This is a genomic window from Streptomyces sp. KPB2 (assembly GCF_003950055.1).
Lineage (GTDB): Bacteria > Actinomycetota > Actinomycetes > Streptomycetales > Streptomycetaceae > Streptomyces > Streptomyces salinarius.
The window spans coordinates 7830148-7852807 of sequence record NZ_CP034353.1 but is presented as its reverse complement, the minus strand read 5'-3'; the positions used below and the strand labels follow the sequence as shown (position 1 = coordinate 7852807).

Sequence of the window (22660 nt, the reverse complement as noted above, 5' to 3'; positions counted from 1 at the left end):
CCACACTCATGGTCAGGTCGGTGGCAGAGGCGAGAACGCTGCCGTGCTAGGAAGCTCGTGCGTCGTGGTTCTCGCGATTGGCGAGGACTTGTTCCATGTGGGTCTGGGCCCACTGCCTGAGCCCGCGTGTCAGGTGATGGAGTGAGAGGCCGAGGTCGGTCAGCTCGTAGGTGACGGTGACAGGGACCGTGGGTTTCACGGTGCGGACGAGCAAGCCGTCGCGTTCGAGGGCCCGTAGGGTCTGAGTCAACATCTTCTGGCTGACGCCAGCCAGTAGCCGGGCCAGCTCGGAGTATCGCATCGCCTTCGGGGCGTGCGATGCGCCGGACTGTTCGGGTGTGTCACCGCCCAGTGCACACAGGATCAGGACGACCCACTTGTCTGAGATCCGGTCGAGGAGCTGACGGCTGGGGCACACCGCCAGGAACGCGTTGTACTCCGCCTTGGCCTGCGCCTTCTTGTCGGCCTTCGTCGTCACTGATCTCGCCTCTCACCTTCTGGGCTGTTACGCACTTCAGAGTGCCTACTTCCCGGCAGGAAGTTTCTCTCCAACACTGGTGCAAGGGAGCTGGAGACACCACCCCCTGGCATGAAGTGAAAGGCACCATGATGAACACACCCTCCGCACTTCTTCCCGGCGGAACCTGGACTCTGGGTGACTCGTCCGTCACCCGGTTCGGCTACGGCGCGATGCAGCTCGCCGGCCCGTGGGTCATGGGGCCGCCCGCCGATCACGACGGTGCTCTGGCCGTGCTGCGCGAGGCGGTCAGCCTCGGGATCACCCACATCGACACCAGCGACGCCTACGGACCACGCTTCACCAATGAGCTGATCCGTGAAGCGCTGCATCCTTACCCGGAGCAGCTGTTCATCGCCACCAAGGTGGGTGCGACGCGCGACGCGCAGGGCGGCTGGCCCACGGCCCGGCGTCCCGAGGACCTGCGCAAGCAGGTCCATGAGAATCTCGGATCCCTCGGCGTCAGCAATGTCACCGGGGAGCAGGTCGCCGAGGCCCGCAGCATTGCCCCGATCGTGTGCGTGCAGAACATGTACAACCTCGCCCACCGCCACGACGACGACCTCGTAGATCACCTCGCCGCCGATGGCCTCGCCTACGTGCCGTTCTTCCCCCTGGGAGGCTTCACGCCGCTACAGTCCGAGGCCCTCTCACAGGTCGCGAACCGACTGGAGGCGACGCCCATGTCGGTAGCGCTGGCATGGCTGATGCACCGCTCGCCGAACATCCTGCTCATCCCCGGTACTTCCTCTACCGCTCACCTACGCGAGAACATCGCAGGCGCCGGCCTCGCCCTCTCAGACGACGATGTGGCCGAACTGGACAACATAGGCCACTGAACAACACGCGGGTCGGTGGCCGAGCCCTGGTTATCGGGCGGACCAAAGGAAGATGCCCGCGATGTGAAGTCCGGCGAGGTAGATGGTGGCGGTCTTCTCGACGGTGTTGCGTTGCTTGTATGCCTCGCGGTCGAAGGTGGGCGGTCGGCCACCGGCCGGTCCGCGCCGCCGCCTGTTGGCTTGCTGGTCGGCCCGCTCCGGGATCACCGCGCGGATGCCGCGTCTGCGCAGGTGGTCGCGGATCCCGCGGGAGGAGTACGCCTTGTCGGCCAGGACCACCTCCGGTGGAAGGCCAGCGGTCGTCGGCGGCGAGGTCGATCTTCGTGGTCAGTCCGCCCCCGGACCGACCGATGGCGTGGTCGTCCGGTTCGCCGGCCGGGGCCCTTTTTGCGGGCCCCGGCCGCGTGCTGGTGAGCGCGCACGATGGTGGAGTCCACGGACACGGCCCAGCTGACGTCCTCGTCCGCGTCGGCCTGGGCCACCAGGGCGGTGAACACCCGCTCCCAGGTGCCGTCGACGGCCCACGTCCGCAGCCGGTTGTAGACGCCTCGCCAGTTGCCGTACTCTCCGGCAGGTGCACCACTGCGTTCCGGTCTGGAACTTGAAGGCGATCGCGTCGATCACCTCACGATGATCCCGCCGGCGGCCGCCCCGCTTCGGCGTCCGGTCCCGGAGCAACGGCTCGATCCGCGCCCACCGCGCATCAGTCAACGGCACACCCGGACCACCGACCGACTGATCCAAACGAAACGGCCTAGTCGAACGGGCCCTGGCAGAACAGCTGAAGGTCTCGCGCTCACCGATCCGCCAAGATGCCTCCGCGTGGGCCGGGACCCGGTCTGTCCCGGCCGCCGGCGTCATGGGGCGAGGACGGAGTGTACGTGTTCGACCTGCGGCGGAGCCGCGAAGTGGGGTCCGGCCAGAGCCCGCCACTTGGCAAAGCCCTCGGAGTCGCGGAAGGTGAAGGTGTGGTGTTCGACGGTCTCCCAGCGGACCATCAGCCGGTAGCGCGAGGGGTGTTCGACGCTGCGGTACAGGTCGACCCCGTCGCAGCCGTCGGCCGCGAGGAAGTGGGGAAGGGCCTTGGCGACGGCCGCCTCGAACTCCCGTTCCTGGCCGGGGTGAATCTCGATCCGGGCGATCTCGGTGATCACGGGTGGCTTCCCTCCTGGTGTCAGTCGTTCTCGCGAGGCGTGGCCTTGGCGTGCTCGGCGTCCACCCGTGCGGTGACGCCGGTCTCGACGATGGTGCGGGTGGCGTCGACCGTGGCGTAGATCCACAGGATGCGCATCGGCTCGGTGGCGGAGGCGTTGCGGAAGCGGTGGGACATGCCGGCGGGGACGTAGGTGGTGTCGAAGCGGGTGACGTGGTGTTCGGTGCCGTCGATCTCCACGAGGGCGTCGCCTTCGAGGATGGTGACGCTCTCCGGGCAGTTGTGGGTGTGCAGGGCGATGCCGGCGCCGCCGTCGAAAAGGGCCTGGCCGGTGACGAAGACCTCGGCGCCGGTCGCCCTGGTGACCAGCGGGATGGTGCGGGCGCCGCCGCCGCGGCTGAAGGCGGTCAGCTCGGCCGGGCGCAGGACCGCGGGCTCGAAGGAGGCGAAGCAGGGCTGGTCCGTGGGGCGGTGGTGCACGGTGTTTCTCCAGGTGGGGGTGGTCAGACGGCCGGGCCGATCCAGACGGTCTTCGTGTTGACGAACTCGCGGATGCCCTCCCCGCCGAGCTCCCGGCCGTAGCCGGACCTTTTGATGCCGCCGAAGGGCAGCCGCGGGTCGGAGGCGACCATGCGGCGCCGGCGTCGAGGAGGCAGGTCAGACGGCGGGCTCGGTCGAGGTCACTGGTCCACAGGGCGGCGCCGAGGCCGTACTCCGTCCGGTTGGCCGGGGCGATGGCCTCGTCGGCGTCGGCGACACGGGTGATGGCGGCGACGGGGCCGAAGGTCTCCTCGTCGAAGGCGGCCGTCCCGGGGGGGCGTGGTCGAGGACGGTGGGCGGGTAGTAGCAACCCGGCCCGTCGGGGATCTCGCCGCCGAGGAGCAGGTGGGCTCCGGCGTCGACGATACGGCGGACCTGGTCGTGCAGTGTGTCGCGGAGGTTCGCGCGGGCCATGGGGCCGATCGTGGTTTCGGGGTCGGTCGGGTCACCGACCTTCAGCTTCGCGGCGGCGGCCGTGAAGGCGGGGACGAACGCGTCGGCCACGGCCTCCTCGACGATGAACCGCTTGGCGTTGACGCAGGACTGGCCGACGTTGACGTGACGGGCCTTGACGGCGGTGACGGCGGCGGCCTCTACGTCGGCGTCGGCAAGGACGACGAAGGGGTCCGAGCCGCCGAGTTCCAGGACCTGCTTCGCCGTGTTCGGCATGCGCCTGGTGTTCCCGGTCGTGATCGTGGCGATCAGCGCCCAGCTCGGTCCGATCGAGGCCGTCGACCTCGCGCTCACCGACAAGGACCGCTATCAGGAGCTGGTGACGGACGCCCATCCGTCGATCGCCGCCTTCGGTGGCATGTTCCTCCTCATGATCTTCCTCGACTTCATCTTCGAGGACCGGGACATCAAGTGGCTGGCCTGGCTGGAGCGCCCGCTGGCCAAGCTCGGCAAGGTCGACATGCTGTCGGTCTGCATCGCCCTGATCGTGCTGCTCGTCTCCGCCATCACCTTCGGCGCCCACGCCCACCAGCACGGCGGCGCCCATGCTGACAAGGCGGAGACGGTCCTGCTCGCCGGTATCGCGGGTCTGATCACCTACATGATCGTCGGCGGTCTCTCCGGCTACTTCGAGGACAAACTCGAAGAGGAGGAGGAACGCGAGCACGAGGAGGAAGAGGCGGCCGCGCGCACCGGCAAGCCCAGGTCGGCCGTCAAACTGGCCGGCAAGGCCGCGTTCTTCATGTTCCTCTACCTCGAGGTCCTGGACGCGTCGTTCTCCTTCGACGGCGTCATCGGCGCCTTCGCCATCACCAACGACATCGTCCTGATGGCCCTCGGCCTGGGCATCGGCGCCATGTACGTCCGGTCCCTCACGGTCTACCTGGTCCGCCAGGGCACCCTCGACGACTACGTCTACCTGGAGCACGGCGCCCACTACGCCATCGGCGCCCTCTCGATCATCCTGCTGGTCACCATCCAGTACGAGATCCACGAGGTCATCACCGGCCTCGTCGGCGTCGCCCTCATCGCCTGGTCCTTCTGGTCCTCGGTGCGCCGCAACCGCGCACTGGCAGCGGCAGAGGGTGAGAGCAAAGACAACGAGACTGGAGCGGTCCGCACCCCGTAACCCAGGACGCGCAGGCCCGGCGCCGTCTTGCGGGTGTCCAGAATGCGCGCCTCGGTCCCGGTCACGGCCTGGACGTAGCGGTCAGTCGGTGCCTTCGACGATGCGGAAGTCGCGCTCGACGCCGTCGGAGAGGGCGTCCAACGCCTGCTGGTAGGCCGCACTGTCGCGCGCCGCGACGGCCTGCTCGAAGCTGTCGAACTCGACCACGACGGTGCGCTCGGCGATTCCGGCGTCATGCGCCACGACCCGACCGCCACGGACGAGGGTCCGGCCGCCCCTCGGCTCGACAGCCAGAGGCGCCAACTCGTTGTAAGCAGCCAGCTTTTCGGGGTCGGAAATGGTGCGGTAGACGCTGACCCAGTAGCCCTTGGGCATGGGAACCTCCAGTGTTGGGATGAGTGCATCTGACAACCCAGGCCGACTGCGGCATCCTCATCGGCGCCAGCGACCAGTTCGCCCGGGTGTCGCCGGACGGATCAAAGGTTCGCGTGGAGCTCGTCGACCGCTTGGAGCGCGGCGTGATCGTCGGTGTGCCGACAGTCGTCCGTCGGCCTTCCCCCTGCGAGGGACGCGAGCTGTACCGCGTCCAGCCCCATGGAGCGGGCGAGTTGGGGCCGGCGGGCCTACACCCGGAACGGCTGGATGGGTGAATGCCCGAGGAGCCCGAGGGCCTCACCAGCTCCCTCACCACAGGGCGACGACAGCGGTTCGATGCGCGGCCGACCGCTTCGATTTCAGAGGCATAGTGAGACGCTAACATTGACGCTTTGGAAAGGGAAGCGGATGACACGACCAACACCACTCCCCGGCCGCCGGGTTCGCGGCTCGCAGACGGGGCGCCCGATCATGGCGCTCCTGGACCTCTTGGGCCGACGCTGGGCGCTGCGGGTCCTGTGGGAGCTGCGAGACGGCTCCTCTCCGACTTTCCGCCAGCTCCAGCAACGATGCGGCGGCATCTCATCAAGCGTCCTGGCCGACAGGCTTCGCGAGCTTGGACAGGCCGGCCTCGTCGAGAACGCCGGGGGCGGGTACCTGCTCACCGAACAGGGCAGGACCCTTCGAGAATCTCTCGCCCCGCTCGATGATTGGGCCTCCGGTTGGCAGCCCAAGGCGTCCGACTGACGGCAATGACGGCATGACGGGCACACACTCTCCAGCGGTCACAGTGGTCCCAGTGGCCACAGAGTGCCGCGACTCCATGTTCATCTGGGCCGCTCCCGCCTTGCTGCAGACGCTCGTCACACCACCTGTGTGCGCGAGTTCTTACGGGTTGGCCTCGGACGGGCGTCGGCGGGCGAGGGCGAGGCTTGTCAGCGTCGTGATCGCCATGGCGCCGATGCCGAACAGTGCCGCGGTGGTGTAGGCGCTGTCGTCGGGAAAGAGGTGGCCGGGACCGGTGCCCGCGGCGAGGATCAGGCCGCCGACGGCGCTGCCCAGGGAGTAACCGACGCTGCGGACAACGTAGTTGAAACTCATGGCGCTGGACGTCTCGCTCTTCGGGGTGACGGCCAGGATGACGCCGGGCATCGCGGCCGAGAAGCCGCCGACGCCGAAGCCGAGCACGCCCATCGCCACGAACAGTTCGGCCAGGTCCGACCGGGCCGCCGCGAACAGGGCGAACCCGCCACCGACCACGACGGCGCTTCCGGCCAGGAGCAGAGGGTCGGCAATCCGCGTCCGGACCCGCGGCGTGAGCTTGCCGCCGACGAACCCGAGCACCGAGAACGGGATGAGGACCAGCCCGGCGACGAAGGTCGTCAGCCCGAAGCCGTAGCCGGCGCCGTGCGGCGTCTGCGCGTACCGGGTGATGAGCGTGAGCAGGAGGTACATGCCGATCCCGCCGACGAACATGGCGAGGTTCGCCCCAGCGACCGCCGGGTGCCGCACCGCCCGCACATCGACCAGGGGCGTCGTGCTGCGCAGCTCGATGACGACCCAGACGCAGAGCAGCACCGCCGCGACGACGGCGAGGCCCACCGCCACGGCGAGGTACCGGCTCCACAGACTCGGTTCACCGGCGAGGAACAGCACCAGGACCAGCGCAGCGGCCAGGACGACCGCGCCTTTCACGTTCACGCGGGCGGAGCGGCCTTCGGGGGCTTCGGGTATGGAGCGCCACGCGGTCAGGAGAGCGGCAGCGGTGACGACCAGGCCGAGCCCGTAGGCGGCCCGTACCCCGCCGAGCTCGACGAGCAGTGCGGCCAGCGGGTAGCCGACGCCGGCCCCGATGATCGAGACCACGGAGATCAGGGCGATCACGGCCGCGCTGCGCTCCTCGGGCAGGTGGTCCCTGGCCACGCCCATCATCAGCGCCGTCAGCCCGAGCCCGACGCCCTGGGCCGCCCTGCCGGCCAGCAGCCACGCGAACGGCAACGGCAGCACGGTGAGCGCGCTGCCGGCGACGACGACCGCCAGCGTGACGAGGATCGTGGCTCGCCGGTGCGGGCCGGCTCCGAGCCGGCCCAGGACCGGTGTGGCGACGGCGCCGCTGAGCAGCGCGACGGTCAGCGTCCACTGCGCGCTGTCGAGCGAGACGTGGAACGAGGTCGCCACGCTGGTGATGAGCGGCGTCCCGAGGCTGGCGACCGCCGCCACGGTCAGCGCGATGAACGTCAGGGCGGGGACCAGCAGCCGCGCCTCGGAACGCACCGCCGGGAACGCCTTGACGGCCTCCCCGCCGACCGCCTCCCCGCCGACTGGCTGCCCGGTCACCGCTTCGGCCCTTCGCGGTCCTGGCTTTCGAGCTCTGCCAGATGCTTCAGCGCCGGAAGGGCCGCCACCAGCGACTCGATCTCGTCGTCGGCGAGCTTGCCGATCAATCGCTCGAAGGCATGGACGCCCGCCTGGTGCCGCGTCCGGACGTAGGAGGCGCCGGCCTCGGTCAGGCACACCAGCGTGACCCTCTTGTCGGACGGGTCGCCCCGTCGCTCGACCAGGCCGGACTCCTCCATGACCCGGACCAGGGTGGTCATCGCGGGTTGAGTGACGCCCTCGACCGCGGCCAGATCGGTGATGCGCCGCGGACCGGTCCGGTCCAGGGTGGCCAGCGTGGCGGCGGACGTCAGGCTCATGTCCCGGGGCAGGCGCCTCGCGGCCCTGGTGGCCAGGCCGTAGAGGGCCGCACCGACGGCGGCGGACGCGCTGGGAGCGGTGTCTTGACGACTCATGAGCAAAGCATAGCAATTTTATATTCATAGCTTATATAGTTGATTTCCTGCAGCGAACTGGCACCGCCGCACTCGTCGGACGTGACACTCACCCCGTCCGCCGGTGCACCCTCCGCAGTCGGCGGGCAACACGCATCGGCCCGAAGCGAGTCATCGGGATCTTCGAGGTAAAGGGCCTTCGGGACTCACGTAAGGAAGCGCGAGCGCTGGAGGAGCTGGCCGGACAGGGGCATATGCACTTAACCCGTGTGCACTCCCTGCCGGAGCTCGACAACGCGCTCGCCAACGGTTCCTACGACGTGCTCACCATCAGCTTGCATGGCCCCGCGGAGGACGGTGTCGAGTACCGCATGCTCCTACCCGACAGGCCCTCCTCCCTCGCGGCCCTGCTCCACCTCGCTCTGCCCCAACCGTTGTTCTCGGCTGCTGCTGGTCGGCCAAGTCTCCGGACACACCCGACACCACCGCCGTGGCACTGTCCTGTCTGGCCGCGGGCACGTCCCAGGTCATCGGCGGACTGTGGGCCATCGACGACGAAAGGCCGGCGAACTGCTCACCCGCACCTACGACGGCCACCTGCCTCACGGGCTACCTCTCGCCCAGGCGTTCCGCGCGCGGCTCACCTGGCACTCCCCCGGGACGATCGCCCAGCGGCTGCGGGCCTCGCGCTCATGAACCCCTGACGCCTCACACGACTCCAGGTCGCCGAACAGTGCCACGGTCCCGCCCCAGCCACTCACCGGCCAAGTCGTGCGGCTCGGTGCCGGGGTGGCCGTACCACGGCGGAGTGGCCAGCTGGCCCGGCCTGCCGAGGCCAAGACCTGGGCCATCGCATGCATCATCGCAGCCTCGACCGCGCTGGAATGCCGCAGGGCCGGCTCGTCCAGCTGCTTCAGCCGAAACGCGTGGCTCGCGCAGGCCTGCAGGCGCGGACTTGCCTTCCAGGCCAGGAACACACCACCCGCCGCGTCGACACCGTAGTCGATGTCCACCACGGCGCCACCGGCCAGGACCGGGTTCAGCCCCGACGGACCACGAACAGGCCCACAGCCGCCAGCTGGCTGCGGACCTTCCGCGCGAGTGCCTCAAGGGCTGTGGATTCTTCAGCACCCACTCGTTCGAACACCCGCTCAATCTGGCCAACGCAGAGAACGCCGCGCCGATCAGCGAATGGCTCTCCGGCAGCGCCTCTGCCTGGGAACGCGTCATGCGCGGTCTCGACCCCGCGGAACGCGCCACGGTCGTCACCGCCCTGCACGCCTACGAGACCGCCTTGGAGCAGGCGGGCGATCGGCATCCGAACGTGCTTTGAAAGTCGGCCGTCAGCCAGTGGTTGGTGATGGTGACGAGGTGCGTGGGCGATGGGCTCGAACGTCCACTGGGCGTCCATCGGGATCGCGAGCTGTCATAGTCCACTGCGTGGGCAGCGTCTCGATCTGTCCGACCGGCCACCCGGCCCTCAGAATTCGTTCGCGGACCTCACATAGTTGCGCGTGTGTCGCCACGCGCAGCCCCCAGCCGGCATTGCCGAGGGGATCGAGGTCAGTGCTGGGGGCGGTAGCGGTCTCGACGATCATCAGGTGGTCATCGCCGCCGACATCGATGACTGCGATCCGAGGATCCGAAGCGGTTGCAGCGCGCTCGAAAGCAAGCCTTGCTCCGAGCAACTCCGTGTAGTACGTCACGAGTCGGTCGAGGTCGGTCGTGGACAGAGTCAGATGATTGATTCCGAAGAGTTCGGACATGGTGGGCCAACTGTAGTGCAGGTGCTGGAGGACACCTGGGTCGCGCTTGAGGTGTGGTCACAGCGCCTGGCGTATCAAGGTGAGTTGGATGGTGGCTTCGTAGCGGGCGGCGAGTCTCTCGGAGCGTGCCACGACACGGTCAGCGGCGCGCGCCTGGGTCAGGAGTTGCGCGGGGCTACCAGGCCGGACTCGTAGGCGAGGACCACGAGTTGGGCGCGGTCGCGGGCGTGGAGCTTGGCCATGGCACGGTTGATGTGGGTCTTGGCGGTCAACGGGCTGATGACCAGGCGGTCGGCGATCTCATCGTTGGACAGGCCCTGTGCAGCCAGGGCGACGGCCTCGCGTTCGCGGCTGGTCAGCTCCTCCAGGCCGCTGCGGGTGCGGGTGGACGGCGGCTGGGTGACGTACCGGTCGATGAGCTTGCGGGTGATCGCGGGCGCGAGCAGGGCGTCGCCGCGGGCGGCAACACGTACGGCGTGCAGGAAGTCCTCCGGCACGATGTCTTTGACCAGGAACCCGGCGGCGCCGGCGCGCAGCGCGTCGAAGACGTACTCGTCCATGCCGTAGTTGGTCAGCACGACGACATGTACGCCGGCCAGGGCCGGATCCGCGGCGATGCGCCGGGTCGCTTCGATGCCGTCCATGACGGGCATCTGGATGTCGATGAGCACGACGTCGGGCAACTGCTCCTTGACGAGCGCCAGGCCCTCGTGGCCGTCGGCGGCCTCGGCCACGACCTCGATGTCGTCGTCGAGTTCGAGCAGCGCGCGGAAGCCACTGCGGATGAGCGGCTGGTCGTCGACCAGCAGGACCCGGATCACGACGCTCCATTCGTGGGGAGTTCGGCCTGGACGGTGAAGCCGCCGGCGCTGCGCGGCCCGGTGCGCAATCGGCCGCCCAGCGCCGTGACGCGTTCGCGCATGCCGATCAGCCCGAGGCCGGGCGTCGGCCCGGAGGGCGGGGTGGCCCTTCCGTTGTCGTCGACGCGGATGGCGAGAGCGTCCGGCCGATAGTCGATGAGCACCGAGACGGTGGTTGCGGCGGCGTGCCGGGCGACGTTGGTGAGCGACTCCTGAACGATGCGGTGAGCGGTACGGCCCACTGCGGCCGGCACGGCGTGCGGACGTCCTTCGATCGTCAGCGTCGTCTCCAGGCCGGTTCTTCTGAACCCCTCCACCAGACTGGAGATGTGGCCCAGTCCGTGCGGCGGGGCCGTGTCGTCGTCGCGCAGCGCCTCAAGGGTCACGCGCAGTTCCCGGCTCGCCTCCCGGCCGGCTTCCTGGATCGCCAGCAGGGCCTCTGACACCTGCTCGCCGCGGTGCCGGGCCACGTGGACGGCGACCTCGGACTGCACCTTGATCACCGAGATCTGGTGGGTGAGCGAGTCGTGCAGCTCCCGCGCGATGCGCAGCCGCTCGTCGTCGGCCCGGCGCCGGGCGGCCTCCTCGCGGGTGCGCTCGGCTTCGTCCGCCCGCCGTTCGGCCTGCCGAACCGCCTCCCCCGCGGCGAAGGCGGCGATCAGCCAGGCGATCTCAAGGGTGTTCCGGGCCTGCGCCACGACCTCGCGCGCGGGCCCGTCGTGGGCGACCAGGGCGGTGATGTGGAGCACGGCCACCAGGCCCACGGACGCCACCACCGCGACGGCCCGGTGTCCGGCCCGCACCGCGCCGTAGACAGCGACCAGGTAGGAGACGGCGAGCACCTCGAAACCGGCCGCCAGACAGCCCACCGCAGACAGCCCCGTGACGGCCAGGACCACGAGCGGCGCCCGGCGGCGCGCGGCCAGCGCCAGCCCGCCGACCGCCAGCAGCACGGAACCGGACAACTCGTGGCCCCCGGACAGGGGCGGCCCGGACAGCCCGGTCCCCAGCAGCAGCGCCGCCACGCCCACGGCGAGCGCCCAGTCGGTGACCGGAGCCGGGAGAGCGAACCGTCCTTTGTTCATGGGGGCACCGTAACCGGGTGCGGTTGTGGGCGAGTCCGGCTCTTGGACGAGCGATCGGCTACCGCGTGTGCGGTACCCCGCGCGTCGTCTGCCGCATCCGCGGTATCCGGATGCCGCGGATGCGGCAGCGGAAAGTGCCTGCGCCTGCCGGACGCTCCGCGGGGGTCCGGCTCGCATGCTCAGGATGCGTCGAACCTCGCAGTCAGCGACGTAGACGGATACGGATACGGAGGAGAACGGGATGAGTGCTTCAACAGCGCTGATGGTGGCCGCCGAGGGCGGGATCATCGGCGACGGGCGGACCGGGGCCAACCTGGCCCTGGGGGTGGGGCTGCTCGGCCTGGCCGTCGGCTGGCTGGCCCTGGCCCGCGCCGGCGGCCGGATCAGCATCGCCAACGCGCGCGCCGGCGGGAAGTCGGCCATCGCGGTGGGCCTGACGGGCACGGCCCTCGCCGTGCTGCACCTGGCCACCTCCAGCGGCGGTCCCGGCACCGGCAACGGGCTGGTCGGCGCCATCGTCGCCGCCCCGCTCGGGCTGGGCGCCGTACTCCTCGGCCGCCGGGCGTTGGCCCGCTCGCGCGGGGGCGATCGGCAGCCGGTCGATCGGATGGGCGTCTGATCACCACCGGTCACGGAGTGCGTGCGGCCACGGCGCGCCGGGCCCCGTCGGCACAGGCACCGACGGTCGGACCGCTGCCCCGGAGAGCACCGGGGCCCGCGGCGGTGCGATGAGGCAGGGGCAGCAGCCGGCAGGCCCGGCTGCGGGGACGATCCGCGTGAGCAGGCCCTCCTGCGGCTGCGGAGTCCAGGCGCAGGAGTTGGCGCGAGCGTAGTACGCCGGCGCGCGCGTGGGTGCCCGACGGGCCGGCTGCGCGCGGCGGTGGGTGCGCCGGCTCCGGGGCGGCGGGCCGGGCGCTGCGGCAACCGTTGGAACGCCGGCCGTTCGTCCTCCCGCACCGTCGGTCACCGGGCACGGCTCTCACTCCGGCCAGTCGGAATCGTTGATGACGTCCACGAAGTCGACGCGGCGGAAGCCGGGCACGAAGTGCGCGAGGACGTCCGCGTTCACCGTGCCGAACGTGGTGGCCGGGCGGTGCCGGAACCCTTCCGTGAACGCCCGCAGGATCTGCCGCTTGAAGTCCGGGCGCGGGTGGGCCGCGGTGACTTCGTCGATCTGGGCCCGGGTGAGGTTGCCCAGGTTCAGTCCGAGCACGTCCGTCTCCACGCCCGCGGTGGTGGCCGCGATCTCCGGCGCCAGCTTGTAGGGCACCTCGGGGGTGGTGTGCAGTGCGACGGCCGTCCAGACCGTCTGCGCATCGGACTCGGACAGCCCGTGGGTGAGCGCGAACGCCCGGGCCTGGTCGGCGCCGTCCATCTCGAAGCGCTGGTCCTCACTGCGGTAGGGGTCGACCAGGCCGGTGTCGTGGAACAGTGCGGCCACGTAGAGCAGCTCGGGGTCGGGCCGCAGGCCCAGCGCCTCGGCCTGCAGGCTGCCGAAGAGGAACACTCTCCGGGAGTGGTGGAAGATCAGCGGCGGGGTGGTGCTGCGGATCAGATCCGTGGCCTCGCGGACGAGCGTGCTGTCCGGGACGACGACTCCGGCGATCTTCTCGCTCATGACGGTTCTCCTTGGCAGAGGTGGTCTGTGTCTCCACTCTCTGTCCGCCGGGCCCCCGCGTCCGCTACCGGATGGCCGACAACCCCTCGCAAACGGCCACGTCCGCCGGAGGCGGTCGCGACCGCGCCGCGCCTCAGCGGGAACCCTGCGGGGCGCGAGACCCGGCGCCGGTCGTGGTGAAGCGGCGCTGGTACTTCGTCGGGGAGATGCCCAGGTGCCGTGCGAACGCCCGCCGCAGGCTCTCGTAACTGGGGAAACCCGAACGCGCCGCCGCCTCCGTCGCGTTGTGCCCCGAGTCCAGCAGGGCCTTGGCCATGTCGAAGCGGATCAGTTCCACGTACCGCATGGGGGTCGTGTCCAGCTCCGTGCGAAACATACGGGTGAGGTGGCGGGGGCTGACCCGCACGCGCGCGGCGAGGGCCTCCAGGGTGTGATCGGCGGTGGGATCGGCCTGGACGGCGTCCTGGACCTGCCGCAGCACCGGTGTCTGCGGGGCCGGCCCCTGCAGGGAGGCGGAGAACTGCGACTGACCGCCGGCCCGCTGCATGTACACCACCAGCGACCGGGCGACGCTGCGGGCCAGGTCGGCGCCGTGATCCTGCTCGACCAGAGCGAGGGCCAGGTCGATGCCCGCCGTCACCCCGGCCGAGGTGTAGAGGCAGCCGTCCCGGACGAAGAGCGCGTCGGGCTCGACGCGGGCCGTGGGGCAGCGCCGGGCCAGCAGCTCGGTGTGCTGCCAGTGCGTCGTGGCCCGCTTGTCGTCGAGCAGGCCCGCCGCGCCGAGGATGAACGCGCCGGTGCAGATCGAGGCGACCCGGCCGGCCTGGGAGGCCAGGTTCCGCGCGGCGGCGGCGAGGTCGGGGGCGACGTGGCCCTGCGGGAGCCGGTCGCCCCCGACCACCAGCAGGGTGTCGAAGGCGGGGGCCGCGCTGACGTCGGTGTCGACGGGCACCTGGACGCCGATGGAGGAGGAGACCGGACCGCCGTCGACCGAGACGATGGTCAGGCGGTAGTGGCCGCCGAACCGATTGGCCTCGCTGAAGACCTCGGCGGGACCGGACAGATCGAGCATCTTCATGCCGTCGAACACGAGTACGCCGATGCTGTGCTCGCTCCGCTTCATCGTCATCACCCTCGGACTCCCGGCTCCCCGGTGGAAGCACGTGCCGCACATTCTCCCCGCTCCGCGGGCCCCGGCTCGGGCCGTCGGGGCCGGCTTCGCCCGCGACGGAACACGGTACGGCTGGATTGTCAGGGATAGCCTGACGGCATGACGGATGCGCCCGATCCCGACGCCGACCGCTACGCGTACAGCCGCACCGCTCCAGCCCGCCTCGTCCAGTCCGCGGAGCTGTCCGCGGAGCCGCGTGAACTCGCCGACCGGGAAGGCCGCGCCGAAGCGGCGCAGCAGGCCGATGAGCCCCGGGCTCTCGCCGTTCAGATCCGTGTCGAGGCCGGAGAGTCCGGTGAAGGGACGTCATGACCGTACGAAGGATGCCCGGTGGGACACCGCCGGATGCCCTGGTGCCGCCCTGTGCGCTGGCCGGACTGTGGGCCGTGCGGCACGGGCAGAGCACGGCCAACGTCGCGTTCGCCGCGGCCGAGGAGTCCGGGTCCACCGTGCCGGTGCCCGGCCGCGACCGGGACGTTCCGCTGTCCGAGCGGGGAGCCGCGCAGGCGGTCGCGCTGGGCGACTGGCTGGCCAGGCAGGCGCCGGAGGCCGGGCCGGACCTGGTGGTGTGCTCGCCCTTCACACGCGCGCTGGAGACGTGGGAGGGGATGGCGACCCGCGTTGCCGGGCTCGGCGGGCCGCAGCTGGAGGTGCTGGTCGACGAGCGGCTGCGGGACCGGGAGATGGGTGTGTTCGAGTTGCACCCTCCGGCCGCGTTGCGGGCCCGGGCTCCGCAGGAGGCGGACCGCCGGGAGCTGCTGGGCGAGTGGTGCTATCGGCCGCCGGGCGGGGAGGCCTTCACGGACGTCGCCGTGCGTGTGGGCCAGTTCGTCTCCGACCTGGGGCGGGCCGCCCCGGGGCGCCGGGTCCTGGTCGTCGCGCACGACGGCGTGGTCATCGCGCTGCGCTACGTCCTCGCAGGAATCGGCGCCGTCGCGCCCGAGGAATTGCCGCCGGTCCCGAACGCCTCGGTGTCCCACTGGAACGGCGACGGCCACCGGCTGCGTCTGGTCTCCTGGGGCGACACCGCTCACCTGAGTTCGCTGGACGACATGGAAGGAATGACTCGCGCATGACCGACCACTCCCCCACCGACCCGATCCTCGCGCACGTCGAACCGGTTCCCGGCGGTCTGTACGGGGACCAGCCCTACGAGGCCGCACTCGCCGACCTGCGGTCGGCCGTGGCGGAGGTCTCCGCCGCGCTGCGCGACGACGACGGCACGCGCGCGGAGCAGCTCACCCGCTACCAGCAGGACCTGGGCCGTGCCCAGCTCCGGCTGCGCCCGGACGACACGGCCGCACTGGAGCGTGCCCACGCACTGTCCCGGACGGTGCGCCGCTACCTCGCCGGCGGGGCCGCGTGAGCCCCACCACCGAGGGCCGGCTGCCGCCGGAGGAGAATCGGCGCATCTTCCGCGAGCAGATCGCACCCGTCTACCTGGACGACTGCACCCCGCAGCAGGCGCCGGTCGTCGTGATCGTGGCCGGGCAGACCGGGGCGGGCAAGACGGCCGTCACCCGCATGGTCAAGGACACCCTGGAGCGCAGCGGGGAGGTGGCCTGGATCAACATGGACTTCTACAACCCCCACCACCCCGACTACGCGCGCTGGCAGGCCGAACGGCCGCAGGAGGCGGACGCGTTGGTCCGGCCGGACGGAGACGCGTGGTGGGAACAGGCCCAGCAATACGCGCTGGAGCGCGGCTTCCACATCCTGCTGGAGTCCGCGATGGTCACCCCGGACGAGTACGAGAACATCTGCCGCCGCATCCAGTCGGCGCCGCTGCCGCCCGGCGTCGCCCCGTACCGGATCGAGACGGCCTTCGTCGCCGTGCCGGGCCCGGTCAGCCGACTGGGCATCATGTCCCGCTACCTGGAGGAACTCCAGGAGCGCGGGCACGGCCGCCTGGTCGACCCGGCCATCCATGACGCCGCGCTGGCCGGAGTGGTCCGCGGCGCTGCGGCCTTCGAGGCGGAGGGCCTGGGGGACTACGCGGCCGTGCTGCGCCGCAACGGCTCCACCGTCCACTCCCAGCCCATCACCGCCGGCCAGAGCACGCCGGAGGACCAGCTGGCCCTCGTCGCCGCGATCAGGAGCGAGCACGCCCGTGTGCAGTCGCCCGCCGAGGCCGCCCAGTTCGCCGCCCGGCACGCGGCCGCGACGCTGATCGCCCCGGACTTCGCGATGCCGGAGCTGGAGTACATCGCCCAGGCAGCCGCGCCGCTTCTCCCCCCGCCCACCGCGCCGTGGCGGGAGGTCTCCGCACGTGCTGCCCAGTTGCGCGGCGCCGCTCCGGCCGGGCCCGACCCGACGCTGGCCGCCCACACCGACGCCGACGTCGTGCAGCTCCTCGCGCACACCCTCGTCGACCGGCATGCGGCCCTGTCCGCAGGCACCGCGCAGACCGCCGGACGACGAGAGGCGGCCACCGAACGGCTGCTCGGGGAACTCGCCCGACGCGCGACACTCACGCCCGACCAACGGGCTCAGGAGCAGCAGCAGCGCCAGGTCCTGCACACCGCCGCGCACCGTGCTGTGAGCGAACCGGGTTCGGCTCTGCCTGCCCGGCCGAGCGCCGCGGCGGCACGCAGCCGGTCGACGACCGTCACCCGATCCCCCGGCGACGGTCCGGCCACGCGGCCGAGTCCGGCGGTTGTACCCCGACCCGGCCGCAGCCCCGAGCAGGGCCGCGGCCGCGGCAGGTAGGGAACGACTGAAGATGACCGACGTTGTGTTGAGGCTTTCAGCCCGTGATTTGGTGCACGCGGATCTGGCGTCGTGCGGGTGGGCAGGGTCTGAGCGCCACCTGGCCGGCGTCGCCGAGCAGTTGGAACGTGTTCGAACCGGCGAGGTCGACTACCTCGCGGTCTGCCCCGCAACGGACATCCCTGTGGCGAAGGGCGGCGTGGACTACCAGGTCAAGAAGGGGGTCGGCACTTTGTGGCAGCTGGCAGTCCACCCCGCGTTGCAGTCGTGCGGGATCGGCACGTTCCTCGTCGAAGCCGCAGAACTGCGGATCAGGAACCGCGGTCTGCGGCAGGCCGAACTCGGTGTGGAGGAAAGCAACCCTCGGGCACGTGCGCTGTACGAAAGGCTGGGTTATGTCGCGTACGACCGTCAGCCCGACTCGTGGGACGAGCAAGCCCCTGATGGGTCGCTGCGCCGCTACGAGACGATGTGCACGTTGATGCGTAAGGAACTCACGTAGGCCGGGCCAAGCCCTGTACAGCCAGGCCGGGACAAGCGCGGTACGGCCTGTCGAGAAGGTGCTCGTCAGCGCACGAGCAGGTCGATCACGCCGGTCAGATCCTCCTCGCCGCTGCCCTCGGCCAGGCGGCGGCTCATCAGCTCGAAGTAAGGATTGAGCAGTTCCGGGCTGACCCCCTGCTGCTCGGCGGTGCTCAGGAAGGTCGGTGTGCCGGCCACCTGCATGGCGAGGTTGGAGACGACGCCCTTGGTGTAGTCACCGCTGCGCAGTTGGTCGGCGGTCTGGTGAACCGCCGGGGCCATCGCGACGAGCCAGTCGGCGAGCAGCGGGGCGAGTGCCGCGGGGTCGATGTCCTCCTTGCGGATCAGGGCGAAGGCGTGCGCGGCCCCGGCGAACATCCCGTACATGGCACTGAGCAGGGCCACGTCGTGCAGGGCCGCGAAGCCCGCGTCATCGCCGACGTACGTGGTGCCGGCCGGGACGCCCAGGGTCCCGCGGTGCCGCTCGAACAGCTCCCGCGAGCCGCTGTAGAAGACGTAGCCACCGGCTTCCGGGACGCCGATCATCGGGGGGACGGCCATGATCCCGCCGTCCAGGTACCGGGCGCCGCGCTCGCGGGCCCACTCGGCGCGAGTCCGGGCCTGGGCAGGGGTGCTGGTGGTCAGGTTGACCAGGTCCCGGCCGGCCAGATCGGCGTCGACCAGCACCTCGTCGACCGAGGCGTCGTCCAGGAGACACATGACGATCAGGGTGTTCGCCGCGACCGCCTCGGCGGCACTGTCCGCGACCCGTGCGCCCTCGGCGGCGAGTGCCGCGGCGCGGGCCGGGGTGCGGTTCCAGACGGTGAGCGGGTGGCCGGCGGAGAGCCAGGTGCGGGCCAGCGCGGTGCCCATCGCGCCGAGGCCCAACAGCGTGAGGGAAGTCTTCTCAACAGTGTTCTGTGTCATGCCGATTAGGCTGGTCACCGGCCCGGAGAACATCAAGTACGCACTTCATGGTGGGTGGTTACCCCGGGGTGAGCGAACACGTCAGAGGGGTGGGCATGACGACACTGAACCGGCCGGGCGCGCCGGACGGACACGTCTGCGGTATCGACACCGCGATGGAGGTGATCGGCGGCAAGTGGAAGGTGCTGATCCTCTGGGCGCTCCACGAGCACCCCTGTCGCCGCTTCGGCGAGCTGCGCCGACTGCTTCCCGGCATCACCGAGAAGGTGCTCGCCTCTCACCTACGGGAGCTGGAGGCGGACGGCGTCGTGCACCGCGTCTCCTACGACGAAGTGCCGCCCCGCGTCGAGTACTCGCTGACCGAGGACGGCAAGCGCCTCAACGACGCACTCCAGCCGCTGGCCGCCTGGGGGCGCGAACGGCCGACCACCCGGGAGGCGGAGAAGCCGGCGGGCCAGGGCCGGTCGTGAACGTGCTGGTCACAGACGTTCGTCCACCTGGCACGGTGTGATCGCCCTCCAGGGCGATCGGCCTCGCGCCGATGAGATCGATCGGCTCGGTGCAACTCTGGCGACACTCGGCCGAGCGAGTGCGGGAATCAGCAGATTTCGAACCCGGCCGAACGCAGGGCGTCCAGTGCCAGGCTCCGGCTTCCCTCGGGGACCAGCACGAGGTCGGCGTGGTAGGTCGAGGCAGTGAACACCGGAACCGCGGCGCGGGCCAGCGGTGTGAGGACGGCGGCCAGCAAGCCCGGTTCGTCGAGACCGTGGTCCGGGTCGGTGTCGTACAGCGCGACCCAGCGGTCTTGGACGGCAACGGAGGAATCGGCGGTGCGGATCACCGTCAACCCTTCTGGAGCACGGACCAGGGCCAGCCAGTGGTCGTCGTCCGGCTCGCGCGGCTCCAGATGGTGTTCGAGGGAAAGGGCCCCGTCCAGCAACCGGAGCCGTCGCGAAGGGCGGGTCGGCTCGTCGGTCAGGCTGATGCTGAAGGCCACGCGGGCGAGGCCAGGCCCGTCGTAGTCCGGGAGGGGGTCGGAGGCGGCGAAGCCCAGACGGGCGTGGAAGTTGCGCGAGACGGTGTTCTCGGGACTGGTGACACAGTGCACATACCGGCGGCCTCGCGCCCGGACGAGCGCGAAGAACGCCCGGTAGAGGGCTCCTCCGATGCCCTGTCCGTGCAGTGCGGGGTCCACGCCGACGAAGTGGATGTAGGCGGTGTCCGACTCCGTCTGTGACAGAAAGCCGACGAGGAACGCGGCGAGTTCTCCGTCGGGGTACTCGACCAGGAAACTGGTCGAGCCGAAATGCTGGAAGTACAGCCGGGGCAGCAGCAACGCCCGCTCCAGTGCTCCCGCCTCGCCCTTCATGCCGCCCCACCACTGGTCGAGTACGGCAAGCACCCGGGGGTGGTCTTCGAGGGTCGGGTGTCGGGCGGCGAGGGGAGCTGGAAGGTCGTCGATCATCCGCGCAGTCTGACATCGGCGCAACGGCGCCCGCCACCGACATTGTCCCGCGGTTTCATCCTCTGCCCCGACTTCAACTTCCAGCGATAACCCCTGGGTTATCGGACCATGTGAAACCGAGGATTGTTGGCACGTCACCTCGCACCGGATCCTGAGTCACGTCCGCCGCCTTCCACCGGCATCCGTTGACGCCCAGCGCAGGCGCTGCCGCCCGCGCCCGAAGCGGCGAGGCACGGGCGTACCCGGCAGGGAGCCGGGGAGCACAACCGCCGATGCGGTGCGGCAAGGAGAACGAATGCGATTGCGGAGCATGGTCGCGGCAGGTGTGGCAGTTCTGGCGCTGACGGCGGTCAGTGGCTGCGGCGATGACGGGGGTGGCGACGAGGGCGGGGCGGCCGACGGCTGGGGCTACGGACAGTCCGCCGGCAGTGGGGGCGGGGGACGGCTCATGGACACCGAGACGGAGGGCCGTCCGAGCGCCGCCACGACGGCGGAGATCGAGACGTTCGTCAGCGGGCGCACCACGTGTACCGATCTGCACATGCAGGCCAGGGACTACGACGACGAGGACAATCCGGAGGCGGAGGCGGCCGGCGAGCTCTGGGGTATCAGCGAGCGTGCCATCTGCTATGACGAGACGCGCAATGGTGTCACGCTCATGTCCGTCAACGACATGAAGAGTTTCCAGACCCAGGCGAAGAAGCGGGCCTCCGACGGGTACTACCTCCTCGGTGAGGACTTCGCCGTCACGGGTGGTCCCACGACCCGGGCCAATCTCAGGCAGTCCGGGCTGCTCGCCCTCGTCTGCGACCCGGAGGTCCAGATCCCCAGTGGTTATACGAAGGAGAAGGCGCTCGTGGACGGTTGCACCCTGACCGATTTCATCTCCTGACGCCGGCGTCGCGGTGGCGGCCGACAGGTCGTGTTGATGCCGGGCGCCGAACGGCCCGGGGAGGATACTGAGCGCATGCCCGGCACACTCCGCGCGAAGATCCTGCCGGACCGACAACGCCGCTCCATCGACGAACTTCAGCAGGACCTCGATCTTTCCTCCGGGGACAGCCGGTCGAAGCAGTCGGCCTTCTGGACCATGCTCACGTTGTCCGCGGTCATCGCGGCGTGCGGCATCCTCACGGACTCCACCGCCACGGTCATCGGCGCGATGATCATCGCCCCGCTCTCCACCCCCATCATGGGCATCGCCCTCGGTGCGGTGCAGCGCCGCCGCACCACAGCCGCAGCGTTCGTGGCCCTCGGATGCCTGCTGGTGATGCTGATCGGGGCAGTGGCCTCCGTCGTCGTGCCCCAGTCCTACGACCTGCTGACCAACGGCCAGATCTCCGGCCGGACCTCTCCGGGACTGCTCGACCTGATCTCCGCCCTGGCTACCGGCTTCGCCGGCGCCGTGGCACTGGCACGCAAAGACGTCGCCGCCGTACTGCCGGGGGTGGCCATCGCCATCTCACTCGTGCCACCTCTCGTGGTCACCGGTGTCTGCGCCGGCCAGACGGCGTGGTGGCTCGCGCTGGGCGCCCTGGTCCTCTTCCTGTCCAACCTCTTCGCCCTCGTCTTCGCCGGCATGGTCGTCTTCACCGTCCTCGCCTACACCTCCCGGACCACCGGCCGCCGCACCCACCGCCGACCGCGCCGCGCCTACGTCATGCTCGGACTGCTCTTCACGGCCGTCCTGCTCCCCCTGGGCGCCAACACCCTCGCCACCGTCCTGCTCAACACCTGGACCCTCCGGGCCAAGAGCGCCGCCGAGCGGTGGCTCACGGACAGCCCCGGCGCCGCGGTCACCAGCGTCGACACAAGCTCTCGCACGCTGTACATCCACGTGCGCAGTCCCAGTGACCTGCCCCCGATCGATGGGCTGCTCAGCAGGCTGAAGGGGAACATTCCCGACGGCATCCCCGTCGTGGTGGACACCACACGCGGCCGGCAGATCAGCGTCGGCCAGGTCGGTGAATAGCCGGGGTCCGTTCGTCGCGGAACCCCAGGAATTCGTAGGACACCGGGTCGAAGATCAGGTACTTGCTCTTGTAGGCCCCTCGCCCGGTATGGGCGATCCCCACCCCGGTCCGCCCGGCGGAGTCCCAGACCGGAGTTGGTACTCTCCGGAGCCACGGCGAGGCGGCGGGGAGGGTCATGGGAGCACACCTGTCGGGTCCACCGAACCGCCGGTTCCCGGGAATTGGCCCCGGTGTCCTCTTCGGTGGGCTGACTACGGTGGTGTCCCTTGCCGCGATCGAGCGGGCATGGGCTGCTTGCGACACGGGCGTCAACGCGGCGGCCAACGGTACGACTCTGCTGTTCCTCGCGCCTCTGATATGGATCGCCGCGTACGCCGATACCGCCGGAGACCGTGAGGTTGTCGCCGGTGATGTAGGTGTCTGGGAAGCCCTGCGCGCGGGATTTGCCGCCGTACTGTCCCTGCACGACGACCGCGAGCAGGCCCTGCAGCGGTTCCGTCTTCTGCACAACACCGCCTCGCTGCGCGCCGGCTGGCTCGAGAAGTCGGCTCCGTTTCCAGGAGGAGCTGCTGCCGCTCGTCGAGGCGCGCATGGACGCCACTGCCGGTACGGCCGGCGCGAAGGCCCGTGCGGTGCTCGCGACGGCGTTCGCGTGCCTCGACGCCGCGTCGATGACGTGGGTCGCCGGCGACGGCCAGAGCACCATCATGGACCTGTACGACGAGTGCCTGACCGCGGTACGCGGCTGACGCGAAGCGACCGGGCCGCGGCGTTCGATCCGTTCACG

At 70.3% G+C, this 22660-nt stretch carries 27 protein-coding genes and 4 pseudogenes; 13 read left to right on the top strand and 18 right to left on the bottom strand.

The features are described 5' to 3' along the window. Positions 1 to 46: 46 nt before the first annotated feature. Positions 47 to 478: a helix-turn-helix domain-containing protein gene (locus D1J63_RS35595; RefSeq protein WP_102927346.1), complete on the bottom strand. Its 432-nt coding sequence runs from the start codon at positions 476 to 478 to the stop codon at positions 47 to 49. A gap of 131 nt (positions 479 to 609) precedes the next feature. Between D1J63_RS35595 and D1J63_RS35590 the strand changes: the two genes are divergently transcribed. Next, positions 610 to 1356 (top strand): aldo/keto reductase, encoded by a 747-nt coding sequence (locus D1J63_RS35590; RefSeq protein ID WP_125636059.1) that lies wholly within the window; start codon positions 610 to 612, stop codon positions 1354 to 1356. A gap of 96 nt (positions 1357 to 1452) precedes the next feature. Here D1J63_RS35590 and D1J63_RS37425 read toward each other — a convergent pair. From D1J63_RS37425 to D1J63_RS37620, 6 genes and pseudogenes are all read right to left on the bottom strand, one after another. After that, positions 1453 to 2073 (bottom strand): annotated as a pseudogene (locus D1J63_RS37425) (IS5 family transposase); the annotation flags it as partial. Between the two features lie 140 nt (positions 2074 to 2213). Beyond that, entirely contained in the window at positions 2214 to 2510 is a 297-nt protein-coding gene (locus D1J63_RS35580) for an antibiotic biosynthesis monooxygenase family protein (protein WP_125634761.1), read from the bottom strand. Between the two features lie 20 nt (positions 2511 to 2530). After that, positions 2531 to 2989, bottom strand: a complete 459-nt coding sequence (locus tag D1J63_RS35575; protein ID WP_125634759.1) for a cupin domain-containing protein — start codon at positions 2987 to 2989, stop codon at positions 2531 to 2533. A 23-nt stretch (positions 2990 to 3012) separates the two neighbouring features. Then, positions 3013 to 3141, bottom strand: coding sequence for an aldehyde dehydrogenase family protein (locus D1J63_RS37630; protein ID WP_269671202.1), 129 nt, complete (start codon positions 3139 to 3141; stop codon positions 3013 to 3015). A 56-nt stretch (positions 3142 to 3197) separates the two neighbouring features. Next, positions 3198 to 3359: pseudogene (locus D1J63_RS37625) on the bottom strand (aldehyde dehydrogenase family protein); the annotation flags it as partial. Positions 3360 to 3379: 20 nt separating this feature from the next. Then, positions 3380 to 3718, bottom strand: a pseudogene (locus D1J63_RS37620) (aldehyde dehydrogenase family protein); the annotation flags it as partial. Between D1J63_RS37620 and D1J63_RS35565 the strand changes: the two are divergent. After that, positions 3705 to 4631 (top strand): annotated as a pseudogene (locus D1J63_RS35565) (DUF475 domain-containing protein); the annotation flags it as partial. The pseudogenes D1J63_RS37620 and D1J63_RS35565 overlap by 14 nt on opposite strands. Before the next feature lie 81 nt (positions 4632 to 4712). Here D1J63_RS35565 and D1J63_RS35555 read toward each other — a convergent pair. Continuing rightward, the gene (locus D1J63_RS35555; RefSeq protein ID WP_125634757.1) at positions 4713 to 5006 is read right to left on the bottom strand and encodes a DUF1330 domain-containing protein; all 294 of its coding nucleotides are present in this window, start codon (positions 5004 to 5006) and stop codon (positions 4713 to 4715) included. Between the two features lie 471 nt (positions 5007 to 5477). On the opposite strand from D1J63_RS35555, the gene D1J63_RS35550 reads away from it, so the two are divergent. Further along, on the top strand, positions 5478 to 5753 hold the full coding sequence (locus tag D1J63_RS35550) for a helix-turn-helix domain-containing protein (protein WP_125634755.1): 276 nt from the start codon (positions 5478 to 5480) through the stop codon (positions 5751 to 5753). 141 nt (positions 5754 to 5894) lie between these two features. On the opposite strand, the gene D1J63_RS35545 is transcribed toward D1J63_RS35550, so the two are convergent. The 6 genes from D1J63_RS35545 to D1J63_RS35520 form a co-directional block, all read right to left on the bottom strand. After that, complete coding sequence (locus tag D1J63_RS35545) at positions 5895 to 7343, bottom strand: MFS transporter (protein WP_125634753.1); 1449 nt, start codon at positions 7341 to 7343, stop codon at positions 5895 to 5897. Continuing rightward, the gene (locus D1J63_RS35540) at positions 7340 to 7798 is read right to left on the bottom strand and encodes a MarR family transcriptional regulator (protein WP_241235653.1); all 459 of its coding nucleotides are present in this window, start codon (positions 7796 to 7798) and stop codon (positions 7340 to 7342) included. Before D1J63_RS35540 ends, D1J63_RS35545 begins: the two co-directional genes overlap by 4 nt. A 581-nt stretch (positions 7799 to 8379) precedes the next feature. Further along, on the bottom strand, positions 8380 to 8793 hold the full coding sequence (locus D1J63_RS36845) for a hypothetical protein (protein WP_164712659.1): 414 nt from the start codon (positions 8791 to 8793) through the stop codon (positions 8380 to 8382). Positions 8794 to 9120: 327 nt separating this feature from the next. Beyond that, positions 9121 to 9543, bottom strand: coding sequence for a VOC family protein (locus D1J63_RS35530; protein WP_125634751.1), 423 nt, complete (start codon positions 9541 to 9543; stop codon positions 9121 to 9123). 158 nt (positions 9544 to 9701) lie between these two features. Further along, on the bottom strand, positions 9702 to 10364 hold the full coding sequence (locus D1J63_RS35525) for a response regulator transcription factor (RefSeq protein WP_125634748.1): 663 nt from the start codon (positions 10362 to 10364) through the stop codon (positions 9702 to 9704). Then, on the bottom strand, positions 10361 to 11488 hold the full coding sequence (locus D1J63_RS35520; RefSeq protein WP_125634746.1) for a histidine kinase: 1128 nt from the start codon (positions 11486 to 11488) through the stop codon (positions 10361 to 10363). Before D1J63_RS35520 ends, D1J63_RS35525 begins: the two co-directional genes overlap by 4 nt. A gap of 241 nt (positions 11489 to 11729) precedes the next feature. On the opposite strand from D1J63_RS35520, the gene D1J63_RS35515 reads away from it, so the two are divergent. After that, positions 11730 to 12107, top strand: coding sequence for a DUF6223 family protein (locus tag D1J63_RS35515; RefSeq protein WP_125634744.1), 378 nt, complete (start codon positions 11730 to 11732; stop codon positions 12105 to 12107). Between the two features lie 360 nt (positions 12108 to 12467). Here D1J63_RS35515 and D1J63_RS35510 read toward each other — a convergent pair whose 3' ends face one another. Together D1J63_RS35510 and D1J63_RS35505 are read right to left on the bottom strand one after the other, a co-directional pair. Further along, positions 12468 to 13106: an HD domain-containing protein gene (locus tag D1J63_RS35510; protein WP_125634742.1), complete on the bottom strand. Its 639-nt coding sequence runs from the start codon at positions 13104 to 13106 to the stop codon at positions 12468 to 12470. A gap of 133 nt (positions 13107 to 13239) precedes the next feature. Further along, the gene (locus D1J63_RS35505) at positions 13240 to 14229 is read right to left on the bottom strand and encodes a GlxA family transcriptional regulator (protein WP_176156302.1); all 990 of its coding nucleotides are present in this window, start codon (positions 14227 to 14229) and stop codon (positions 13240 to 13242) included. Between the two features lie 147 nt (positions 14230 to 14376). Here D1J63_RS35505 and D1J63_RS35500 point away from each other — a divergent pair, with 147 nt between their 5' ends. Genes D1J63_RS35500 through D1J63_RS35480 form a run of 5 tightly spaced genes read left to right on the top strand, consistent with a single transcriptional unit; the run spans position 14377 to position 17488 of the window. Next, positions 14377 to 14589, top strand: coding sequence for a hypothetical protein (locus D1J63_RS35500; RefSeq protein WP_125634738.1), 213 nt, complete (start codon positions 14377 to 14379; stop codon positions 14587 to 14589). After that, a complete protein-coding gene (locus tag D1J63_RS35495; RefSeq protein WP_241235652.1) occupies positions 14586 to 15353 on the top strand; it encodes a histidine phosphatase family protein in 768 nt (255 codons plus the stop codon). The genes D1J63_RS35500 and D1J63_RS35495 overlap by 4 nt, the downstream gene beginning before the upstream one ends. Beyond that, a complete protein-coding gene (locus tag D1J63_RS35490; RefSeq protein WP_125634736.1) occupies positions 15350 to 15643 on the top strand; it encodes a hypothetical protein in 294 nt (97 codons plus the stop codon). The genes D1J63_RS35495 and D1J63_RS35490 overlap by 4 nt, the downstream gene beginning before the upstream one ends. Then, entirely contained in the window at positions 15640 to 16986 is a 1347-nt protein-coding gene (locus D1J63_RS35485) for a zeta toxin family protein (protein WP_125634734.1), read from the top strand. Before D1J63_RS35490 ends, D1J63_RS35485 begins: the two co-directional genes overlap by 4 nt. A 13-nt stretch (positions 16987 to 16999) precedes the next feature. After that, positions 17000 to 17488 (top strand): N-acetyltransferase, encoded by a 489-nt coding sequence (locus tag D1J63_RS35480; protein ID WP_125634732.1) that lies wholly within the window; start codon positions 17000 to 17002, stop codon positions 17486 to 17488. Between the two features lie 65 nt (positions 17489 to 17553). Here the strand turns inward: D1J63_RS35480 and D1J63_RS35475 are convergent, their stop codons facing one another. After that, entirely contained in the window at positions 17554 to 18435 is an 882-nt protein-coding gene (locus D1J63_RS35475) for an NAD(P)-binding domain-containing protein (RefSeq protein WP_125634729.1), read from the bottom strand. Positions 18436 to 18530: 95 nt separating this feature from the next. Here D1J63_RS35475 and D1J63_RS35470 point away from each other — a divergent pair, with 95 nt between their 5' ends. Continuing rightward, on the top strand, positions 18531 to 18905 hold the full coding sequence (locus tag D1J63_RS35470) for a helix-turn-helix domain-containing protein (protein WP_125634727.1): 375 nt from the start codon (positions 18531 to 18533) through the stop codon (positions 18903 to 18905). Positions 18906 to 19033: 128 nt separating this feature from the next. Here D1J63_RS35470 and D1J63_RS37420 read toward each other — a convergent pair whose 3' ends face one another. Further along, positions 19034 to 19900 (bottom strand): GNAT family N-acetyltransferase, encoded by an 867-nt coding sequence (locus tag D1J63_RS37420; RefSeq protein ID WP_164713121.1) that lies wholly within the window; start codon positions 19898 to 19900, stop codon positions 19034 to 19036. 295 nt (positions 19901 to 20195) lie between these two features. On the opposite strand from D1J63_RS37420, the gene D1J63_RS35460 reads away from it, so the two are divergent. The 3 genes from D1J63_RS35460 (at position 20196) to D1J63_RS36935 (ending at position 22622) form a co-directional block, all read left to right on the top strand. Beyond that, positions 20196 to 20792: a hypothetical protein gene (locus D1J63_RS35460; protein ID WP_125634725.1), complete on the top strand. Its 597-nt coding sequence runs from the start codon at positions 20196 to 20198 to the stop codon at positions 20790 to 20792. Between the two features lie 75 nt (positions 20793 to 20867). After that, positions 20868 to 21872: a DUF389 domain-containing protein gene (locus tag D1J63_RS35455; RefSeq protein WP_125634723.1), complete on the top strand. Its 1005-nt coding sequence runs from the start codon at positions 20868 to 20870 to the stop codon at positions 21870 to 21872. 591 nt (positions 21873 to 22463) lie between these two features. Continuing rightward, positions 22464 to 22622 carry a hypothetical protein gene (locus D1J63_RS36935; RefSeq protein WP_206436802.1) on the top strand — a complete coding sequence of 53 codons (159 nt, stop codon included), beginning with the start codon at positions 22464 to 22466 and terminating at the stop codon, positions 22620 to 22622. The last annotated feature ends 38 nt before the right edge of the window (positions 22623 to 22660 follow it).

Excerpts from the sequence above, each read along its gene's own strand:
- D1J63_RS36935 (WP_206436802.1), top strand. The coding sequence starts at position 22,464 with ATGGACGCCACTGCCGGTACGGCCGGCGCGAAGGCCCGTGCGGTGCTC.
- D1J63_RS35555 (WP_125634757.1), bottom strand. The coding sequence starts at position 5,006 with ATGCCCAAGGGCTACTGGGTCAGCGTCTACCGCACCATTTCCGACCCC.
- D1J63_RS35480 (WP_125634732.1), top strand. The coding sequence starts at position 17,000 with ATGACCGACGTTGTGTTGAGGCTTTCAGCCCGTGATTTGGTGCACGCG.
- D1J63_RS35455 (WP_125634723.1), top strand. The coding sequence starts at position 20,868 with ATGCCCGGCACACTCCGCGCGAAGATCCTGCCGGACCGACAACGCCGC.
- D1J63_RS35490 (WP_125634736.1), top strand. The coding sequence starts at position 15,350 with ATGACCGACCACTCCCCCACCGACCCGATCCTCGCGCACGTCGAACCG.
- D1J63_RS35495 (WP_241235652.1), top strand. The coding sequence starts at position 14,586 with ATGACCGTACGAAGGATGCCCGGTGGGACACCGCCGGATGCCCTGGTG.
- D1J63_RS37630 (WP_269671202.1), bottom strand. The coding sequence starts at position 3,141 with ATGGTCGCCTCCGACCCGCGGCTGCCCTTCGGCGGCATCAAAAGGTCC.
- D1J63_RS37420 (WP_164713121.1), bottom strand. The coding sequence starts at position 19,900 with ATGATCGACGACCTTCCAGCTCCCCTCGCCGCCCGACACCCGACCCTC.
- D1J63_RS35475 (WP_125634729.1), bottom strand. The coding sequence starts at position 18,435 with ATGACACAGAACACTGTTGAGAAGACTTCCCTCACGCTGTTGGGCCTC.
- D1J63_RS35515 (WP_125634744.1), top strand. The coding sequence starts at position 11,730 with ATGAGTGCTTCAACAGCGCTGATGGTGGCCGCCGAGGGCGGGATCATC.
- D1J63_RS35530 (WP_125634751.1), bottom strand. The coding sequence starts at position 9,543 with ATGTCCGAACTCTTCGGAATCAATCATCTGACTCTGTCCACGACCGAC.
- D1J63_RS35540 (WP_241235653.1), bottom strand. The coding sequence starts at position 7,798 with ATGAGTCGTCAAGACACCGCTCCCAGCGCGTCCGCCGCCGTCGGTGCG.
- D1J63_RS35510 (WP_125634742.1), bottom strand. The coding sequence starts at position 13,106 with ATGAGCGAGAAGATCGCCGGAGTCGTCGTCCCGGACAGCACGCTCGTC.
- D1J63_RS35520 (WP_125634746.1), bottom strand. The coding sequence starts at position 11,488 with ATGAACAAAGGACGGTTCGCTCTCCCGGCTCCGGTCACCGACTGGGCG.
- D1J63_RS35460 (WP_125634725.1), top strand. The coding sequence starts at position 20,196 with ATGCGATTGCGGAGCATGGTCGCGGCAGGTGTGGCAGTTCTGGCGCTG.
- D1J63_RS35550 (WP_125634755.1), top strand. The coding sequence starts at position 5,478 with ATGGCGCTCCTGGACCTCTTGGGCCGACGCTGGGCGCTGCGGGTCCTG.
- D1J63_RS35470 (WP_125634727.1), top strand. The coding sequence starts at position 18,531 with ATGACGACACTGAACCGGCCGGGCGCGCCGGACGGACACGTCTGCGGT.
- D1J63_RS35505 (WP_176156302.1), bottom strand. The coding sequence starts at position 14,229 with ATGAAGCGGAGCGAGCACAGCATCGGCGTACTCGTGTTCGACGGCATG.
- D1J63_RS35590 (WP_125636059.1), top strand. The coding sequence starts at position 610 with ATGAACACACCCTCCGCACTTCTTCCCGGCGGAACCTGGACTCTGGGT.
- D1J63_RS35500 (WP_125634738.1), top strand. The coding sequence starts at position 14,377 with ATGACGGATGCGCCCGATCCCGACGCCGACCGCTACGCGTACAGCCGC.